The sequence below is a fragment of the Rathayibacter sp. AY1G1 genome, assembly GCF_002932095.1.
In the GTDB taxonomy this organism is placed as follows: Bacteria; Actinomycetota; Actinomycetes; order Actinomycetales; family Microbacteriaceae; genus Rathayibacter.
Genome location: NZ_PSUZ01000007.1, coordinates 106,037 through 120,710, shown reverse-complemented (window position 1 = coordinate 120,710; position 14,674 = coordinate 106,037). Strand labels below are relative to the sequence as shown.

Sequence of the window (14,674 nt, the reverse complement as noted above, 5' to 3'; positions counted from 1 at the left end):
GGATCGCGTCCCGCGGGCCTTCCCTCGTCCTCCGGACGCGTCAGTCGCTCTGCGTGCGCGGCAGCGGTCCGCCGATGAAGAGGTCCGTGTTCATGCGCCGGCGGCGCATCACGACCAGGACGGCCGCGCAGGCGACGAGCGACGCGGCGACCGCGCCGCCGCCGATCATCAGCGCGGTGGTCGGTGTGATGCCGGCCGGTCCCGCCGAGGCGGCCGTGCTGAGGAAGGCGGTGCGCGCGGCGCTGATCGCGGTGCCACAGACCTGCTGCGCCTCCCACGGTGCGGCCGTGGTGTCGCTGTCACGGTAGGAGACGGTCACAGCTGCCGTGCGGTGCGACTCGCGGCCGAAGGCGACGACGCAGTAGACGGAGGGGTCGGGGTCGGCGATGACCGCGTCGCCCAGCGCCAGCTCGGCCCAGCCGATGGAGTCGGACTGCACGGCGACGTCGCCGGCGGCCAGGTCGGCGCGGGACCCGGAGGTCTCGAAGGCGCCCACGGCGACCTCCTCGTCGGCGTCGAAGCCCCAGACGGCGCCGCGGGGCGCCTCGGTGCTGCCGTCGCCGAGCTCGCGCGGCTCGAGCAGGAGGCCGTTGCCGGTGGAGGGCGCGAGCCGGAAGACGACCTTGGCGGCGGAGCCCTGGTCGCCCGTGAGGTCGACCGTGAAGGCGCCCGACTTGGTGATCAGCGCGGTCGGCACGGTCGCTGTGCCGCTCCCCGCCTCGAGGGTCAGCGGGGTCTTGGTGCCGTTCGGGTCGCGGAGGACCGCGGAGACGGCCTCGCCGCTGGCGAAGCCGGTGTACGAGAAGCCGACGCCGTAGAAGCGGGCGAGCTCGACGGTGAGCGCCTCCGGCTGCACGGCGAGCTCGCGGGTGAGGAAGACGTCCGCGGTCGCGGCACCGGCCGCCGGCTTCGCGCCCTCGGTCGAGGTGCCGAGCTCGGTGCGTCCGGGGGCCGACGCCGCCGGAATGACGGCGCCCGCACCGGAGGAGCCGGCGCTGCCGGACGTGGTGGTGCCGGTTGTGGTGCCGCCGCCGGAGGTGCCGCCGGACGTCGCTCCGCCGGTGGTGCCGCCGCCGGAGCCGGAGCCGCCGGAGGACGATCCGCCGCCGGTGGAGGGCTGACCGCCGCCGGAGCCGCCCTGCTGGCCGCCGCCGGTCGAGCCGCCGCCAGTGGATCCGCCGCCGGTGGAGGGCTGGCTCGGCTGCTGGGGCGCGGGGTCGACCGGTGCCGGATCGACCGGCGCGGGGTCCACGGGCGCGGGGTCGACGGGCGCGGGGTCGACGGGCGCGGGCTGCTCGGGTTCTGCCGGCTCCTCGGGCACTCCGGGAACGGAGGGCTCCTCGGGGACGCCGGGAACGGGGTCGGAGCCGCCGTCGCCCGGCTGCTCGGGATCCTCCGGCACGCCGGGGATGGTCGTCGCGGCCGGCTGCTCGACCGTGGTCGAGACCGTCGAGGCGGAGGGTGCCGCGACGGCCGCTCCGGGGAGGGCCAGGCCGAGCACGAGCGCCGCGAGAGCGGCGGCGGGCAGGGCGAGTCGGCGGGATGACGGCATGGCGGTTCCTTCCTCCACGGGCGACGATCTGCGTCCGCGCACGGAGGAGCGCACTCCCCCCTCACGAGGGTAAGGGCGAGAGGCGAGCTTTCGCGAGCCGTCCCGTCCCCCGTCAGAGGGACGTCGCGGTCGTGCTTCCGTCCGGACGGCCCGGTCGAAGCTCACCCGCGATCGAGGAGGGCCCGCCGGAGCCGCGCGGGATCGACCCGCCAGAAGGTGTGCACGCGCCCGTCGATCAGCACCACCGGGATCTCCTCGACGAAGCGCTCGTGCAGCTCGGGATCGTCGAGGATCGACACCTCCGAGACGGCGACCGACGCCTCGCCGCCCAGATCGGCGACCACCTGCTCGACCACGGTCCGCGCGTCGTCGCAGAGATGACAGCCCGGCTTGCCCACGAGCGTCAGCTCCACGTCCACCATGCGGTCAGTGTACGGCGGCCCCGGCGACGGGCGCCGAGACGGCGAGCGCCGCCGGGATGATCCGTGAACGCAGACGAGCGCCCGACCCCGGAAGGGCGGACGCTCGAGTGGGAAGAGGCGCGAGCCTACTTCTTGTTGCGACGCTGGTGGCGAGTCTTGCGAAGCAGCTTGCGGTGCTTCTTCTTCGCCATACGCTTGCGACGCTTCTTGATGACAGAACCCACGAAGACCTCACAACGTTCAGGGGGTCGACCGCCCGACGGGCGGCCGCTTACGAAAAACTGGCTCCCGCGAGCTTACACGACCCGGGGCTCCACCGTTTCCGGCTCCTCGGCGCCCCTCACTTGCGGATGCGCAGCGCCTCCGCGACCTTCGTCGCTCCCTCGCTGACGCCCCGCTGGATGTCCTGCACCACGGTGCTGACCTGGTGGGTGCGCTCGGCGAGCGCCCGGCCCAGCGACTCCGCCCGGGCCGCGGTCGGAGCGTCGAGCAGGGCGCCGGCCGCCTCGTCCTCGGCGAGGAAGGGCAGCAGCCAGTCCTCGACCTCCGCCAGCGGCGCGTACTCGAGCGCGTAGAAGCGGTGCTGTCCGCTCTCGCGCACCGTGACGAGGCCGGTCTCGCGCAGCACCTTGAGGTGCTTGGAGACGGTCGGCTGGCTCAGCTCGAGGCGCGCCACGATCCGCGACACGCTCATGCCCTCGGCCGAGCCGTCCCGCCGCTGCTCGAGCAGCAGGGCGAGGATGTCCCGGCGGGTCCCGTCCGCGATCACCCCGAAGATGTCAGCCATGCGCCCAGGCTAGTCAGCGCCCCGGGAGCCCGGCACCGAGCGGGTAGCATGGCCGCGATCGAGTGGAGGATCCGCCGTGGTGGTTCGGCAGCAGTTCCGCAGCCCCGTGGGCGTCTCGCCCGTCTCCCCCTGGTCGGGTTTCGAGCGGGCCCGCGACCTCGTCGACGACTTCGCCGGACGCTCGCCGTCCCGCTTCGCGATCCTCATCTTCTCGGCGCTCGTGCTCGTGTTCACCCTGCTGTTCTCGCTGCCGCTGTCGAGCACCACGGGCACCGTCACTCCGCTGCACGACGCCTTCTTCACCGCGATGTCGGTGATCTGCGTGACCGGCCTCGCGACGGTCGACATGGCGACGCACTGGTCGGCGTTCGGCCACTCGATCATCTTCGTCGGCGTGAACATCGGCGCTCTGGGAGTGCTGACGCTCGCCTCGATCATGGGCCTGGCGATCTCGCGCCGCCTCGGGCTCCGGGCGAAGCTCATGGTCGCCAGCGACTCGAACCCTCTGCGGATCCACTCCGGCCCCGTCGCCGAGGGCCAGGCCGTGCGCCTGGGCGAGATCGGCGGGCTGCTCGCCACCGTCGCGATCAGCGCCGCCGCGATCGAGATCATCGTCGCGCTCCTGCTGTTCCCGCGGATGCTGATCGACGGGATCCCGATCGGCGAGGCCGTCTGGCACTCCTTCTACTACTCCGCGATGGCGTTCACGAACACCGGCTTCGCCCCGAACGCCGCGGGACTCACCCCGTTCGAGGACGACTACTGGTTCCTCGGCATCCTGATGCTCGGCGTCTTCCTCGGCTCGATCGGCTTCCCCGTCATCTACGCCTTCTCCCGCGGCTGGCGGCGCCCGCGCAAGTGGTCGGTGCACGTGAAGCTGACGCTGGTCACCTCCGTGATCCTGCTCGTCGCCGGGGCCGTCCTCTACATCGTGCTCGAGTTCGACAATCCGAGGACCTTCGGCAGCCTCGATGCGGGAGACACCGTCTTCCAGTCCTTCTTCCTCTCGACGATGACGCGGTCGGGCGGCTTCTCGACGATCTCGGTCCCCGACCTCAACGGCTCGAGCCTGCTCGTGACGGACATGCTGATGTTCATCGGCGGAGGATCGGCCTCCACGGCCGGCGGGATCAAGGTCACGACCCTCGCGATCCTGTTCCTGGCCGCCTTCGCCGAGGCCCGAGGCAACAACGACATGGAGGCGTTCGGCCGCCGGATCCCGAACGACGTCCTCCGCCTGGCCGTCTCGGTCGTGCTGTGGGGCGCGACGACGGTCGCCGTGTCGAGCGTCCTGATCCTGCACATCACCAAGGCCTCGCTCGACCACGTGCTCTTCGACGTGATCTCGGCCTTCGCGACCTCCGGGCTCTCGACGGGGCTCACCGCGGAGCTGCCGCCGTCCGGGGTCTACATCCTGGCGCTGACGATGTTCATGGGCCGCGTTGGTACCGTGACTCTCGCCGCCGCGCTCGCCGCGAGCCAGCGGAGGCAGTTGTTCAGACGACCGGAAGAGAGGCCCATCGTTGGTTGACCGCATCAGGTACGACGCCCCGGTGCTGGTGATCGGCCTCGGGCGCTTCGGAGCCGCCACGGCCGGCCAGCTCGACCGCCTCGACCGCGAGGTCCTCGCCATCGACGCCGACGCCGGTCTCGTGCAGAAGTGGTCGGAGCGGGTCACCCACGCGGTGCAGGCCGACGCCCGCTCGCTCGACGCCCTCGCGCAGATCGGCGCGCAGGACTTCCAGGTCGCCGTCGTCGCGGTCGGCTCCTCCATCGAGGCGTCCGTGCTGATCACCGCGAACCTCGTCGACCTCAAGATCCCGCAGATCTGGGCGAAGGCGATCTCGCGCTCGCACGGCAAGATCCTCGAGCGGATCGGCGCGAACCACGTGATCTACCCCGAGGCGGAGGCGGGCGAGCGCGTCGCGCACCTGGTCTCGGGCCGCATGCTCGACTTCATCGAGTTCGACGACGACTTCGTGCTCGCGAAGATGTACCCGCCCAAGCCGATCCGGGGGCTGACGCTCACGGAGTCGGGCGTGCGCCGCAAGCACCGCGTGACCGTCGTCGGCGTCAAGAGCCCGGGCAAGCCCTTCACCTACGCGACCGAGCAGACCGTCGTCTCGAACCACGACCTCATCGTGGTCAGCGGCACCCCCAGCGACATCGAGCGCTTCGCGGCCCTCGGCTCCTGACCCGCGCCCCCTCCCTCCTCCTCTGCGGGATGCCGCTCCGGTACGCCCGCTCCGGGGTGTCGCGTACCCGGGCGGCATCTCGCGGAGAGGAGGGCGGAGTCAGGAGGCGGCGAGCTCGCGGGCGCGGGCCAGCGCGGCGTCGGTCGCCCGCGTGAAGAGGGCGGCGAGGTCGGCCTCCTGCAGGACCGCGACGGCCCGCTCGGTGGTGCCCTTCGGGCTCGTGACCCGCCGGCGCAGCTCCGCCGGCTCCTCGCCGGAGTCCGCGAGCAGCTCGGCCGCGCCGCGGAACGTGCCGACCACCATCGTCGACGCCTGCTCCGGACTGAAGCCCTTCGCGACAGCGGCCGCGATGAGCTCCTCGATCAGCAGGAACACGTAGGCGGGCCCCGAGCCGGAGATCGTCGAGAGCGCGTCGAGCTGCGACTCCGGCACCTCGACCACCTCGCCGACCGTCTCGAACAGGCGGCGCACGAGCGCCAGGTCCTCGTCGCCGGACCGCGTGCCCGCGCTGAGGCCGGTGACGGCGCGGCCCACGACCGCGGGAGTGTTCGGCATCGAGCGGAGCACGGCGACGGACGCGGGCAGGTGCCGCTCGAACGTGTCCGCGGTCACGCCGGCGGCGACGGAGACGACGACCGCGCCCGGGGCGAGCGCGTCGGCGATCTCGTCGAGCAGGTCCGGCACCATGTGCGGCTTGACGGCCACGAGCACGATCGCCGCGCCCTCGACCGCACGCCGGTTGGCCTCCGGGTCGTCCGCGGTGGCGAAGGCGGTGACCACCGGGTGGCCGTCCCACGCGGCGGCCTTCGCGGAGTCGCGGTTGGTCACCCGCACGCCCCCCTCGACGCGCACGCCGGGAGCCAGCAGGCCCTGGAGGATCGCACCCCCCATCGAGCCGAGGCCGAGGACGGCGATGGACGGGAGCAGGACGGGCGCATCGGTCACGCCGCTCATCCTACGAAGAGCCCGCGGCAAGGGGGTCCAGGGGCGGTCCGGGGCCTCGTAGGATGGCCCGACCATCCAGCGGCGAGCCCGAGGAGACCACGTGAGCGCATCCGGAGGCGGCACCGCGATCATCGCGGCGCTCGCGGCCAACCTCGGCATCGCCCTGACGAAGTTCGTCGCCTGGTTCTTCTCCGGATCCGCCTCCATGCTCGCCGAGGGCGTGCACTCGCTCGCCGACTCCGGCAATCAGCTGCTCCTGCTGCTCGGCGGCCGCAAGTCGCGGAAGGCCGCCGACGAGGAGCACCCGTTCGGCTACGGACGGGAGCGCTACGTCTACGCCTTCGTGGTGTCGATCATCCTGTTCTCCGTCGGCGGCGTCTTCTCGCTCTACGAGGGCATCGAGAAGATCGCCGAGCCGCACGAGCTCGAGAACGCCTGGCTGCCGATCCTGGTCCTCGTGATCTCGATCTGCCTCGAGGGCTACTCGCTGCGCACCGGAGTGAACGAGTCGAACCGGGTCCGCGGCTCGCAGTCCTGGTTGCAGTTCATCCGCCGGGCGAAGGCGCCGGAGCTGCCGGTCGTGCTCCTCGAGGACGTCGCCGCGCTCACCGGTCTGACGTTCGCGCTGCTCGGAGTCGGGCTGACCGTGATCACCGGCGACTCGGTCTACGACGCGATCGGAACGATCATGATCGGCACCCTGCTGATCGTGGTGGCGATCGTGCTGGGCGTCGAGACGAAGAGCCTGCTGGTCGGCGAGGGGGCGACTCCCGCCGACGCCGCCTCGATCCGCGCCGCGCTCGAGGCCGGTCGCGACGTCGAGCGCGTCATCCACATGCGCACCCTCTACCTCGGACCGGACGAGATCCTCGTGGCCGCGAAGCTCGCCTTCCCGGCCGCCGAGACCCTCGAGCACGTGGCCGCCGGGATCGACGCCGCGGAGAAGCGGATCCGCGAGGCCGTCCCCACCGCCACCACGATCTACCTCGAGCCCGACGTCGACCGCGGACGCGCGGGATCGGTGGCGGCCCGTCCGGCCGTGACTGAGGCGGAAGGGACGGCCGCCGCGGCCGCTCCGGCCGCCGCCGCTCCGCCCGCCGCCTCCCCGCCGGCCGCGCCGCACGGGAGCGCCTGAGATGCGCCGGGCCCTGGCGATCGTCAACGAGCGCGGTGCCGGGCTCGGCGCGCTCGAGCCGATGCTGACCGAGCGGGGGTTCGCCGTCGACGCCGTCGCAGGGACGGACCTCGACGCGATCGACATCCTCGCCCCCGACCTCGTCGTCACGCTCGGCTCCAGCGCCGGCGTCTACGAGACCTCGCGGCACCCCTTCATCAGCCCCGAGATCGCGCTCCTGCAGGACCGGATGCACCACCGCCGTCCCACGCTCGGCGTCTGCTTCGGAGCGCAGCTGATCGCGACCGCCCTGGGCGAGTCCGTCCATCCCGGATCGGCCCGCGAGGTCGGCTTCCGCCCGGTCGTGCTCACGGAGGAGGGCGCCGGCTCCCCGCTCCGGCACCTCGCCGGCGTCGACGTGATGCAGTGGCACGGCGACACCTTCGCGCTGCCGAGCGGAGCAGCGCTGCTGGCGTCGTCGCCGGCGGGCGAGGTGCAGGCGTTCGCCGTGGAGGACTGGCTCCTCGGCGTGCAGTTCCACCCCGAGCTGACCGGCACGATGGCCGCGCAGTGGCTCGAGGGCGACGGGGAGTGGGCAGGAGCGGCGGGCTACGACGCCGCCGTGCTCGCCGACGACGTCGCGGCGGAGCGCTTCGAGCGGATGCACGCGGCGACGCGGCTCGCGCTGACGGAGTGGCTGGGCGCTCCGAGCTGAGGGGTTCGGCGGCGCTCGGCGTCAGCGGCGGTCGGCGAAGAAGTCGAGCAGGAGCCGCGAGCTCTCCGCGGCGCGGACCCCGGGGTACACCTCGACCACGTGGTTGTGCCGGCGGTCGCGGAGGAGGTCGTGCACGGATCCGGAAGCGCCCGCCTTCTCGTCCCACGCGCCGAAGACGACGCGGTCGATCCGCGCCGCCAGGATCGCTCCGGCGCAGAGCACGCACGGCTCGAGCGTGACCACCAGCGTGCAGCCCTCGAGATGCCAGTCGCCGCGGGCCTCGGCCGCCGCGCGGATCGCGACCACCTCGGCGTGCGCCGTCGGATCCCGCCGCAGCTCGCGCTCGTTGCGCCCGAGCCCGAGCACCGCACCCTCCGAGTCGAGGACCACCGCGCCCACGGGGACGTCGCCCCAGCCCGCGGCCCGCCGCGCCTCGTCGAGCGCCAGGCCCATCCACTCCTCGGAGCGGCGGGGGACGCGGAGATCGCTGTCGCGCATCGCTCCCCCTCCTGCGGCGGCCCGCTGCGGCCGGTGGGGCGCCGCTCCGGCCAGTAGATTGAGCTTATGCGCGTCCACGTAGCCGACCACCCGCTGATCACCCACAAGCTCACCGTGCTGCGTGACAAGCGCACCCCCTCCCCCACCTTCCGGCAGCTCGCCGAGGAGCTGATGACGCTCCTCGCCTACGAGGCCACCCGCGGCGTCCGCACCCGCACCGTCACCATCGAGACCCCCGTGTCGCAGACCACCGGCCTCGCGCTCAGCGACCCGCAGCCGCTGGTCGTCCCGATCCTCCGGGCCGGCCTCGGGATGCTCGAGGGCATGGTCAAGCTCATCCCGACCGCCGAGGTCGGCTTCCTGGGCATGGCACGCAACGAGGAGACGCTCGAGCCGACCACGTACGCGGAGCGCCTGCCCGACGACCTGTCGAACCGCCAGTGCTTCGTCCTCGACCCGATGCTCGCGACCGGCGGCTCGCTCGTCGCGGCCATCCAGTTCCTCTTCGACCGGGGAGCGGTCGACGTCACCGCCGTCTGCCTGCTCGCCGCCCCCGAGGGCCTGGCCGCGGTCGAGAAGGCCTTCGGCGACCGCGACGTGACCATCGTCCTCGGCTCCCTCGACGAGAAGCTCAACGAGCTCGGCTACATCGTCCCCGGCCTCGGCGACGCGGGCGACCGCCTCTACGGCCTCGCGGGCTGAGCCCGCCGGCCCCCGGACGAGCGGGCCTCGCGTCGCACCCCGGAACAGGGAGCCTCGCTGAGCCGTGCCGGTCGGCCGGCGCAGCGAGGGTCTCGACAGCCCCCACCGCGACCGTCCGGCAAAGCCCGTCCTGCGGATCGAGCAGCCCGCGCAGCGGGCGCATCGAGGTCCCCAATCACGGCGCGCGCCTCCTCCCGAGCACCGGAACCACCCCCGACGCGCCGTCCATCCCCACGGAAGTGTTGACGCCGTGCACCGGCCTCCGCTTTACTGACGGACATGACTGACACCCTGCACGCCCTGACCTCCCTCGAGGCCATCGGGAATGCCGGCATGATGATGGCCGGTGGCCCCGTCATGTGCTGTCGAATGTGTGCATGAGGAACTGACCTCGCCGGATCCCCGCACCGCCTCCGCCCGCTGATCGTCATGATCGGCTGAGCGTCCGAGGCGCGGACGATCCCCTGGATGCCCCGCATCCGTCTCTGCCGCCACCGCGCACCGCGGGCCGGCTCGATCGCGCACACCCGGATCCGCACCCTCGGACACTCGTCCCGGATCCGACCAGCCAAGGACTCGTCATGACCCTCCTCCACACCCGCACCGTCACCGCCGCCACCTCCACCGAGGCGCCCCGCCTCCAGCCGGTCGCCGACGCCGCGCCCGCAGCACCCCGCCTCCGCGCCGTCCCCCAGGGCACCGAGGCCCGCGGCTTCGCCCTCTACGTCGGCATCGACGAGGCCAAGGCCCGTGCCGCCGGAGTCGACCTCGGCCGCCTGGTCGAGGAGCTCAAGCGCGTCACGGCGCAGCTCGCCCCCGACGCCGAGACCTACGCCTCCGTCGCCCTCGCCCCTCAGGGCGCCGGCGGCCGCGACGTGGACGTGGTCCGCCTCGCGCTGCAGGACCCGGCCGCCGTCGCCAAGCGCCGCTCCGACGCCGAGCCCGACCCCGACCGTGCACCCGGCGGCGTCGTCATCGACATCTCCCGCAAGCGCGTCATCCTCGACGAGGAGACCACCCCCCTCACCTACAAGGAGTTCGAGCTCCTCCAGTACCTCGTGCTCCGCGAGGGCCGCACCATCGAGCGCGCCGAGCTCATCGCCTCGCTCTGGGGCGCCGCGGACGACGACGCGCCGAACGAGCGCACCATCGACGTCCACGTCCGCCGCCTCCGCGCCAAGCTCGGCCGCTACGAGGAGATCGTGCGCACCGTCCGCGGAGTCGGCTACCGCTTCGACCGCCACGCCGACGTCGCCATCCGCTACGCGTCGACGCCGTCGCCGGATCTGTTCTGAATTGCGAGGAGAACGCTTGCGTTCTCCTCGCCGCGGTCGGCTTCACCCGTTGTCTCGATTCGGAGAGCGGGTCGCGACCGGCTAGCGGGAAAAGCTGACACGCGTTTCCCGCGTTCGCCTCGAGGGCGGGACGTCCTCTCGGCCTCGACGGATGTGCGCGACCGCTCCTCAGACGTGGAGGGCTCGACGGCCCGCTGCGTGGTCGAAGCCGTGGCGGGGCGGGTCGCGCCTCACGGGGCAGGACGACGGGGCCGGGCCGCGTCGGCGGGGGACGAGGGCAGGGGGTGCTCGTCGTGTCCGTCAACGGTCAGGGATGGGCTGCGGTTCGGTGCGGACGTCGGAGGCAGCAGACGGGGCGTCCTGGGTCAGGAGAGAGTCGTGCGGAGCGCGGGCGGGCGCGGCGACGGGCGGGGCGGGGCGGCTCAGGGAGGATTCAGGAAAGAGAGGGTTGCGTCGTTACCGGGTCGTTATATAGTTCAAGTGCGTCGACCGTTTGCTGTGGCGGGAAGCGCGAGAAGTGATTGCAGGACACTCTTGGTGCAAGGGAATGAAGGCCGGCCGCTCGCCTCAGCGGCCGGCCTTCTGTCGTTCCCCCGGCCCCCTTCCTCCGACTCCCCTCCTCCCAGCACCCCGGCGTAGGCTGTACGGCGTCTGGATGTCAGGGAACCGCTTCCTGAGTGCCGTGAAGGAGGACCAGTGGGGTCGAGAGAGGCCGTCGCCGCCTGGGAGTCGCTCTTCCGCGCCCAGGTCCAGGTGATGCGCACCCTGAGCACCGAGTTCCCCTCGCGGGAGATCTCGATGAACGAGTACGACGTGCTCTTCAACCTCACCCGGCAGCCCGGTCGGCGCGCACGGCTGCGCGACCTGAACCGGCACGTCCTCCTGACGCAGCCCAGCGTCAGCAGGCTGATCGACCGGCTCGCCGCCCGCGGCTGCGTCGAGAAGAGCGAGGATCCGGCGGACGCCCGCGGCACGATCATCGCGATCACCGACGAGGGCTACGCGCTCTTCCGCCGCGTCGCGCTCACCCACATGAGGACCATCTCGGAGCAGGTCGGCGGCGTCCTCGACGAAAACGAGCTGAAGCAGCTGACCGCGCTCTGCGACAAGCTCCGCGACGGCATCGCCTCCGCCTGATCCGTCCCCGCTAGCACGGGCCGCAGCGACCGGCCAGGTCTTCGCCGCGGCGCGGGACTCGCGGATCATGGGGGTCACCATGAGTGACACCTCCCCCACCCTCGTCTGGCTCCGCGACGACCTGCGCCTGGCCGACAACCCCGCTCTGCGCGCCGCGATCGACCGTGGCGGCCCCGTCGCGGTCTGCTACGTGCTCGACGAGGAGTCGGCGGGCATCCGTCCGCTCGGGGGCGCCTCCCGCTGGTGGCTGCACGGCAGCCTCGCAGGCCTCGCCGCCGACCTGCGCGAGCACGGCGCCCCGCTGATCCTGCGCCGTGGGCCGGCCGAGGCCGTCGTCCTCCAGCTCGCCGAGGAGATCGGCGCCGGAGCCGTGCACTGGAACCGCCGCTACGGGAGGGCCGAGCGCACCGTCGACGCGGCGGTGAAGGAATCGCTCCGCAACGGCGGCCTCGAGGCCGAGAGCCACCAGGGCTCGCTGATGTTCGAGCCGTGGACCGTGCAGACCGGCGCCGGCGGCCCCTACTCCGTCTACACGCCCTTCGCCCGCGCCTGCCGCGCCAAGCCGACGCCGCGCGCGCCGCTCCCCCGCCCCCGCTCGCTCGACGGCGTCACGGGAGAGATCGCCTCCGACTCCCTCGACGACTGGGAGCTGCTGCCCACGCGTCCCGACTGGGCGGGAGGGCTGCGCGAGCGCTGGGTCCCCGGCGAGAAGGCGGCGGCCGACCGGCTGCGCGCGTTCCTCGCGGAGCAGCTCGACGACTACGCCGACGGTCGCGACCGGCCGGCGGACGACGCCACCTCGAACCTCTCCCCGCACCTGAGGTGGGGCGAGATCAGCCCCTTCCAGGTGTGGCACGCCCTGGAGGAGGCGCACGCGAAGGGCCTGCACCGCGGCGACGGCAGCGACCGGTTCCTCTCCGAGGTGCTCTGGCGCGAGTTCTGCTACCACCTGCTGTTCCACTGGCCGGATCTGGCGACCGCGAACTTCGACACCCGGTTCGACTCCTTCCCGTGGGGACGCCCCGGCCAGGAGGCGATCGACGCCTGGCACCAGGGGCGCACCGGCTACCCCCTTGTGGACGCAGGCATGCGCGAGCTCTGGAGCACCGGCTACATGCACAACCGGGTCCGGATGGTGACCGCGTCGTTCCTGATCAAGAACCTGCTGGTCGACTGGCGGGTGGGCGAGGAGTGGTTCTGGGACACCCTGGTCGACGCGGACCCGGCGAGCAACGCCGCGAACTGGCAGTGGGTCGCGGGCTCGGGAGCCGATGCGTCGCCGTTCTTCCGGGTCTTCAACCCGGTCACGCAGTCGAGGAAGTTCGACCCGGCCGGCGAGTACATCCGCCACAACGTGCCGGAGCTCGGCGGAGTCGAGGGCGCCGCCGTGCACGAGCCGTGGACGCTCGGGGACACGCTGACCGGAGGCGCGGACGGCTACCCGGCGCCCCTCGTCGACCTCAAGGAGACGCGGGCGCACGCGCTGGACGCCTTCGCGCAGATCAAGAGCGCCCCGCGCGACATCTCGCCGAGGGGCGACGACTGAGCGTCGCCGGCTAGACGCGTCCCGCCGGGCCGGTGGAGCGGCCGGACCCGGCGAGCGGGTCCTCCTCCCCGCCCTGATCGCGCAGATCGCGGGCCGGGATGCCGACGAGCACCGCCCCGTCGGGCGCGTCCTTCACCACGACGGCGTTCGCGCCCACGCTGACGTCCGATCCGAGCACGAGCGGGCCCAGGACGACCGCGCCGGCGCCGACGACCACCCGGTCGCCGAGCGTGGGGTGCCGACGCTCGCGCCGGGCCGACCTCCCGCCCAGCGTGACGGAGTGGTAGAGCATGCAGTCGTCGCCGATCCGCGCGGTCTCGCCGATGACGACGCCCATGCCGTGGTCGATGAACAGGCGTCGGCCGATGGTCGCACCGGGGTGGATCTCCACCCCGGTCGCCGCGCGCGCCGCCTGGCTGAGCAGCCGGGCGGGCAGGCGGAGGCCCCGCCGCCACCAGGCGTGCGCGACGCGGTGCACCCAGACCGCGTGCACTCCCGGGTAGGAGAGGACGACCTCCACCGCGCTCCGGGCGGCGGGGTCGCGCTCCCGGGCGGTGCGGACGTCCTCGCGGAGCAGGGCGAGGAGCTTGGGACGCTCCGGTCCGGACGGGACGCGGCGCTCCGGCCGACCGTCGCGTCCGGAGCGGGGCGTCCCGCCTCGTCTCGAGGGGCTCAGCTGCGGAGGTCCTCGTACAGGACGGTCGAGATGTACCGCTCGCCGAAGTCGCAGACGATGGCGACGATGGTCTTCCCCGCGTTCTCGGGGCGCTTCGCGACCTCGAGCGCGGCCCACATGATCGAGCCGGAGGAGATGCCGCCGAGGATCCCCTCCTGCGCGGCCATCTCGCGGGCCACCCGCACGGAGTCGTCGAGCGTCACGTCGATGATCTCGTCGTAGACCTCGCGGTCGAGGATCGCGGGGACGAAGTTGGCGCCGATGCCCTGGATCTTGTGCGGCCCGGCGGTGCCCTGGGTGAGGAGCGGGGAGTCGATCGGCTCCACTCCGATGATCTGCACGCCGGGCTTGCGCTCCTTGAGCACCTGGCCGACTCCGGTGATGGTGCCGCCGGTGCCGATGCCGGCCACGAAGACGTCGACCTCGCCGTCGGTGTCCTCCCAGACCTCCTCCGCGGTGGTGCGGCGGTGCACCTCGGGGTTGGCGGCGTTCTCGAACTGGCGGGCGAGGATCGCGCCGGGGGTCTCGTCGACGATCGCGCGGGCGCGCTCGACCGCTCCGCGCATGCCCTCGCTGCCGGGGGTGAGCACGATCTCGGCTCCGTAGGCGCGGAGGAGGACCCGTCGCTCGACGGACATCGTCTCGGGCATCGTGAGGACGACCTTGTAGCCGCGGGCGGCACCCACCATCGCGAGCGCGATGCCGGTGTTGCCGCTCGTGCCCTCGACGATCGTCCCGCCGGGGTGCAGCTCGCCGGAGGCCTCGGCCGCGTCGATGATGGCGACGCCGATGCGGTCCTTCACGCTGTTCGCAGGGTTGTAGAACTCGAGCTTGGCGAGGACCGTCGCCTGGTCGGCGCCCTCCAGCCGGTTGATGCGGACGAGAGGGGTCCTGCCGACGAGCTGGGTCACGTCGTCGTGGATGCGTGCCATGGTGTGCGCTTTCTGCCGGGGCCGGCCGCCCGGGGCCCCGGAGCGGTGGGTGGAACGGGTGCTGCAGCGCCCCTCGGAGCGGCGCTCCCCCCACGATACGGATGCATCGACCCGAGGTCAGCACTCCGGACGCGCCCGCTCCTGCGCATCACCCGCCA

At 72.7% G+C, this 14,674-nt stretch carries 16 protein-coding genes; 8 read left to right on the top strand and 8 right to left on the bottom strand.

The window, feature by feature from the left end; genetic code table 11:
• Positions 1–40: 40 nt before the first annotated feature.
• The 4 genes from C5C36_RS17535 to C5C36_RS05780 all read right to left on the bottom strand — a co-directional run bounded on the left by C5C36_RS17535 (position 41) and on the right by C5C36_RS05780 (position 2,761).
• Entirely contained in the window at positions 41–1,552 is a 1,512-nt protein-coding gene (locus C5C36_RS17535; RefSeq protein ID WP_181133778.1) for a hypothetical protein, read from the bottom strand.
• Between the two features lie 161 nt (positions 1,553–1,713).
• Entirely contained in the window at positions 1,714–1,974 is a 261-nt protein-coding gene (locus tag C5C36_RS05790; protein WP_104224855.1) for a glutaredoxin family protein, read from the bottom strand.
• Between the two features lie 125 nt (positions 1,975–2,099).
• On the bottom strand, positions 2,100–2,198 hold the full coding sequence (locus tag C5C36_RS05785) for a 30S ribosomal protein bS22 (RefSeq protein WP_003792170.1): 99 nt from the start codon (positions 2,196–2,198) through the stop codon (positions 2,100–2,102).
• A 116-nt stretch (positions 2,199–2,314) separates the two neighbouring features.
• The gene (locus C5C36_RS05780; RefSeq protein WP_104224854.1) at positions 2,315–2,761 is read right to left on the bottom strand and encodes a helix-turn-helix transcriptional regulator; all 447 of its coding nucleotides are present in this window, start codon (positions 2,759–2,761) and stop codon (positions 2,315–2,317) included.
• Positions 2,762–2,867: 106 nt separating this feature from the next.
• Here C5C36_RS05780 and C5C36_RS05775 point away from each other — a divergent pair, with 106 nt between their 5' ends.
• Positions 2,868–4,292, top strand: coding sequence for a TrkH family potassium uptake protein (locus C5C36_RS05775; RefSeq protein WP_104309416.1), 1,425 nt, complete (start codon positions 2,868–2,870; stop codon positions 4,290–4,292).
• Positions 4,285–4,956 carry a TrkA family potassium uptake protein gene (locus tag C5C36_RS05770; RefSeq protein ID WP_068255410.1) on the top strand — a complete coding sequence of 224 codons (672 nt, stop codon included), beginning with the start codon at positions 4,285–4,287 and terminating at the stop codon, positions 4,954–4,956. The genes C5C36_RS05775 and C5C36_RS05770 overlap by 8 nt, the downstream gene beginning before the upstream one ends.
• Positions 4,957–5,055: 99 nt before the next feature.
• Here C5C36_RS05770 and proC read toward each other — a convergent pair whose 3' ends face one another.
• Positions 5,056–5,910, bottom strand: a complete 855-nt coding sequence (gene proC / locus C5C36_RS05765; protein WP_104309409.1) for a pyrroline-5-carboxylate reductase — start codon at positions 5,908–5,910, stop codon at positions 5,056–5,058.
• A gap of 91 nt (positions 5,911–6,001) precedes the next feature.
• Between proC and C5C36_RS05760 the strand changes: the two genes are divergently transcribed.
• Entirely contained in the window at positions 6,002–7,036 is a 1,035-nt protein-coding gene (locus tag C5C36_RS05760) for a cation diffusion facilitator family transporter (RefSeq protein WP_104309408.1), read from the top strand.
• A 1-nt stretch (position 7,037) separates the two neighbouring features.
• Positions 7,038–7,730, top strand: coding sequence for a gamma-glutamyl-gamma-aminobutyrate hydrolase family protein (locus C5C36_RS05755; RefSeq protein ID WP_104261460.1), 693 nt, complete (start codon positions 7,038–7,040; stop codon positions 7,728–7,730).
• Between the two features lie 21 nt (positions 7,731–7,751).
• On the opposite strand, the gene C5C36_RS05750 is transcribed toward C5C36_RS05755, so the two are convergent.
• Positions 7,752–8,228 carry a nucleoside deaminase gene (locus C5C36_RS05750; RefSeq protein WP_104254860.1) on the bottom strand — a complete coding sequence of 159 codons (477 nt, stop codon included), beginning with the start codon at positions 8,226–8,228 and terminating at the stop codon, positions 7,752–7,754.
• A gap of 66 nt (positions 8,229–8,294) precedes the next feature.
• Here C5C36_RS05750 and upp point away from each other — a divergent pair, with 66 nt between their 5' ends.
• The 4 genes from upp (at position 8,295) to C5C36_RS05730 (ending at position 12,908) form a co-directional block, all read left to right on the top strand.
• Positions 8,295–8,930 carry a uracil phosphoribosyltransferase gene (gene upp, locus C5C36_RS05745; protein ID WP_104309407.1) on the top strand — a complete coding sequence of 212 codons (636 nt, stop codon included), beginning with the start codon at positions 8,295–8,297 and terminating at the stop codon, positions 8,928–8,930.
• A gap of 581 nt (positions 8,931–9,511) precedes the next feature.
• Positions 9,512–10,225, top strand: a complete 714-nt coding sequence (locus C5C36_RS05740; protein WP_104224849.1) for a winged helix-turn-helix domain-containing protein — start codon at positions 9,512–9,514, stop codon at positions 10,223–10,225.
• A gap of 756 nt (positions 10,226–10,981) precedes the next feature.
• Positions 10,982–11,362, top strand: coding sequence for a MarR family winged helix-turn-helix transcriptional regulator (locus tag C5C36_RS05735; RefSeq protein ID WP_104257198.1), 381 nt, complete (start codon positions 10,982–10,984; stop codon positions 11,360–11,362).
• Positions 11,363–11,441: 79 nt separating this feature from the next.
• Positions 11,442–12,908 (top strand): deoxyribodipyrimidine photo-lyase, encoded by a 1,467-nt coding sequence (locus C5C36_RS05730; protein ID WP_104309415.1) that lies wholly within the window; start codon positions 11,442–11,444, stop codon positions 12,906–12,908.
• 10 nt (positions 12,909–12,918) lie between these two features.
• On the opposite strand, the gene epsC is transcribed toward C5C36_RS05730, so the two are convergent.
• Together epsC and cysK are read right to left on the bottom strand one after the other, a co-directional pair.
• Positions 12,919–13,485 carry a serine O-acetyltransferase EpsC gene (epsC, locus tag C5C36_RS05725; RefSeq protein ID WP_104224204.1) on the bottom strand — a complete coding sequence of 189 codons (567 nt, stop codon included), beginning with the start codon at positions 13,483–13,485 and terminating at the stop codon, positions 12,919–12,921.
• A 95-nt stretch (positions 13,486–13,580) separates the two neighbouring features.
• Positions 13,581–14,516 (bottom strand): cysteine synthase A, encoded by a 936-nt coding sequence (gene cysK / locus C5C36_RS05720; protein ID WP_104237779.1) that lies wholly within the window; start codon positions 14,514–14,516, stop codon positions 13,581–13,583.
• Between the last annotated feature and the right edge of the window lie 158 nt (positions 14,517–14,674).

Coding starts and splice junctions, on each gene's coding strand:
- C5C36_RS05730 (WP_104309415.1), top strand. CDS start 11,442: ATGAGTGACACCTCCCCCACCCTCGTCTGGCTCCGCGACGACCTGCGC.
- C5C36_RS05780 (WP_104224854.1), bottom strand. CDS start 2,761: ATGGCTGACATCTTCGGGGTGATCGCGGACGGGACCCGCCGGGACATC.
- C5C36_RS05735 (WP_104257198.1), top strand. CDS start 10,982: ATGCGCACCCTGAGCACCGAGTTCCCCTCGCGGGAGATCTCGATGAAC.
- C5C36_RS05750 (WP_104254860.1), bottom strand. CDS start 8,228: ATGCGCGACAGCGATCTCCGCGTCCCCCGCCGCTCCGAGGAGTGGATG.
- cysK (WP_104237779.1), bottom strand. CDS start 14,516: ATGGCACGCATCCACGACGACGTGACCCAGCTCGTCGGCAGGACCCCT.
- C5C36_RS05740 (WP_104224849.1), top strand. CDS start 9,512: ATGACCCTCCTCCACACCCGCACCGTCACCGCCGCCACCTCCACCGAG.
- C5C36_RS05790 (WP_104224855.1), bottom strand. CDS start 1,974: ATGGTGGACGTGGAGCTGACGCTCGTGGGCAAGCCGGGCTGTCATCTC.
- upp (WP_104309407.1), top strand. CDS start 8,295: ATGCGCGTCCACGTAGCCGACCACCCGCTGATCACCCACAAGCTCACC.
- C5C36_RS17535 (WP_181133778.1), bottom strand. CDS start 1,552: ATGCCGTCATCCCGCCGACTCGCCCTGCCCGCCGCCGCTCTCGCGGCG.
- proC (WP_104309409.1), bottom strand. CDS start 5,910: ATGAGCGGCGTGACCGATGCGCCCGTCCTGCTCCCGTCCATCGCCGTC.
- C5C36_RS05755 (WP_104261460.1), top strand. CDS start 7,038: ATGCGCCGGGCCCTGGCGATCGTCAACGAGCGCGGTGCCGGGCTCGGC.